The organism is Halobacillus locisalis (genome assembly GCF_013694105.1).
GTDB classification, from domain to species: domain Bacteria; phylum Bacillota; class Bacilli; order Bacillales; family Halobacillaceae; genus Halobacillus; species Halobacillus locisalis.
In genome coordinates this window covers 1962-4985 of sequence record NZ_JACEFG010000008.1, presented here as the reverse complement: position 1 = coordinate 4985, position 3024 = coordinate 1962, and the positions used below count along the sequence as shown (strand labels likewise).

Genomic DNA, 3024 nt, shown 5'->3' with positions numbered 1-3024 from the left:
AGATAGATAAGTCATCGATCCATTAGTATCCGTCAGCTCCACGTGTCACCACGCTTCCACCTCGGACCTATCAACCTCATCGTCTCTGAGGGATCTTATTTGCTTAAAGCAAAGGGAAATCTCATCTCAAGGGGGGCTTCATGCTTAGATGCTTTCAGCACTTATCCCGACCACACGTAGCTACCCAGCGATGCTCCTGGCGGAACAACTGGTACACCAGCGGTGTGTCCATCCCGGTCCTCTCGTACTAAGGACAGCTCCTTTCAAATTTCCAACGCCCACGACGGATAGGGACCGAACTGTCTCACGACGTTCTGAACCCAGCTCGCGTACCGCTTTAATGGGCGAACAGCCCAACCCTTGGGACCGACTACAGCCCCAGGATGCGATGAGCCGACATCGAGGTGCCAAACCTCCCCGTCGATGTGGACTCTTGGGGGAGATAAGCCTGTTATCCCCGGGGTAGCTTTTATCCGTTGAGCGACGGCCCTTCCATGCGGTACCGCCGGATCACTAAGCCCGACTTTCGTCCCTGCTCGACTTGTAGGTCTCGCAGTCAAGCTCCCTTGTGCCTTTACACTCTGCGAATGATTTCCAACCATTCTGAGGGAACCTTTGGGCGCCTCCGTTACTCTTTAGGAGGCGACCGCCCCAGTCAAACTGCCCACCTGACACTGTCTCCGGACCGGATCACGGTCCTGGGTTAGAATGTCCGTACAGCCAGGGTAGTATCCCACCAGCGCCTCCACCGAAGCTAGCGCTCCGGTTTCTAAGGCTCCTACCTATCCTGTACAAGCTGTACCAACATTCAATATCAGGCTACAGTAAAGCTCCACGGGGTCTTTCCGTCCTGTCGCGGGTAATGTGCATCTTCACACATAGTATAATTTCACCGGGTCTCTCGTTGAGACAGTGCCCAAGTCGTTGCACCTTTCGTGCGGGTCGGAACTTACCCGACAAGGAATTTCGCTACCTTAGGACCGTTATAGTTACGGCCGCCGTTTACTGGGGCTTCGGTTCAACGCTTCGCCTTGCGGCTAACGCATTCCCTTAACCTTCCAGCACCGGGCAGGTGTCAGCCCCTATACTTCGCCTTACGGCTTCGCAGAGACCTGTGTTTTTGGTAAACAGTCGCTTGGGCCTTTTCACTGCGGCTCCTCGGCAGAGGAGCACCCCTTCTCCCGAAGTTACGGGGTCATTTTGCCGAGTTCCTTAACGAGAGTTCTCCCGCTCACCTTAGGATACTCTCCTCGCCTACCTGTGTTGGTTTGCGGTACGGGCACCTCTTTCCTCACTAGAGGATTTTCTTGGCAGCGTGAAATCAGAAGCTTCGGTACTTTAGTTCCCTCCCCATCACAGCCCAACGTTGCCGAACGGATTTGCCTATTCGACCGTCTCACTGCTTGGACGCGCTCATCCAATGGCGCGCTCTTCTTATCCTTCTGCGTCCCCCCGTCGTTCAAACGGAAAGGAGGTGGTACAGGAATATCAACCTGTTGTCCATCGCCTACGCCTTTCGGCCTCGGCTTAGGTCCCGACTAACCCTGAGAGGACGAGCCTTCCTCAGGAAACCTTAGGCTTTCGGTGAAAGAGATTCTCACTCTTTTTTCGCTACTCATACCGGCATTCTCACTTCTAAGCGCTCCACCAGTCCTTACGGTCTGACTTCACGGCCCTTAGAACGCTCTCCTACCACTGATCATAAGATCAATCCGCAGCTTCGGTGGTGTGTTTAGCCCCGGTAAATTTTCGGCGCAGAGTCACTCGACCAGTGAGCTATTACGCACTCTTTGAATGATGGCTGCTTCTAAGCCAACATCCTGGTTGTCTAAGCAACTCCACATCCTTTTCCACTTAACACACACTTTGGGACCTTAGCTGGCGGTCTGGGCTGTTTCCCTCTCGACCATGAACCTTATCACCCACGGTCTGACTCCCAGAACAAAGTCATTGGCATTCGGAGTTTGACTGAATTCGGTAACCCGATAGGGGCCCCTCGTCCAATCAGTGCTCTACCTCCAAGACTTTCTATTCTGAGGCTAGCCCTAAAGCTATTTCGGAGAGAACCAGCTATCTCCGTGTTCGATTGGCATTTCACCCCTACCCACACCTCATCCCCGTAATTTTCAACTTACGTGGGTTCGGGCCTCCAGTCAGTGTTACCTGACCTTCACCCTGGACATGGGTAGATCACACGGTTTCGGGTCTACGACCGCATACTCACGCGCCCTATTCAGACTCGCTTTCGCTGCGGCTCCGCTTCTGCTGCTTAACCTCGCATACGGTCGTAACTCGCCGGTTCATTCTACAAAAGGCACGCCATCACCCATTAACGGGCTCTGACTACTTGTAGGCACACGGTTTCAGGTTCTCTTTCACTCCCCTTCCGGGGTGCTTTTCACCTTTCCCTCACGGTACTGGTTCACTATCGGTCACTAGGGAGTATTTAGCCTTGGGAGATGGTCCTCCCGGATTCCGACGGAATTTCACGTGTTCCGCCGTACTCAGGATCCACTCCGGAGGAAGAAAGATTTCGACTACAGGGCTGTTACCTGCTCTGGCTGATCGTTCCAGATCGATTCGCCTATCTTCCTTCTTGTTAACTCCGATGGAGTGTCCTACAACCCCAGAAAGCAAGCTTTCTGGTTTGGGCTGATTCCGTTTCGCTCGCCGCTACTTGGGAAATCGCATTTGCTTTCTCTTCCTCCGGGTACTTAGATGTTTCAGTTCCCCGGGTGTGCCTCCACATACCTATGTATTCAGTATGAAGTACTGTTCCATTACGAACAGTGGGTTTCCCCATTCGGAAATCTCCGGGTCAAAGCCTACTTACGGCTCGCCGGAGCATATCGGTGTTAGTCCCGTCCTTCATCGGCTCCTAGTACCAAGGCATCCACCGTGCGCCCTTATTCACTTAACTATCGTCGTGAAAAGACGTTGTTTCTTTTGATGTTTGATGTCTTGTCATCATTTATGTTCCTAAGGAACACAAACAATTCTCTTATCCAGTTTTCAAGGTTCAAA

Annotated in this window: 1 rRNA gene; it reads right to left on the bottom strand. The window is 52.6% G+C overall.

The window, feature by feature from the left end:
- Positions 1–2 precede the first annotated feature (2 nt).
- Positions 3–2920: ribosomal RNA gene (locus tag H0266_RS19270) — 23S ribosomal RNA — on the bottom strand.
- Positions 2921–3024: the final 104 nt, after the last annotated feature.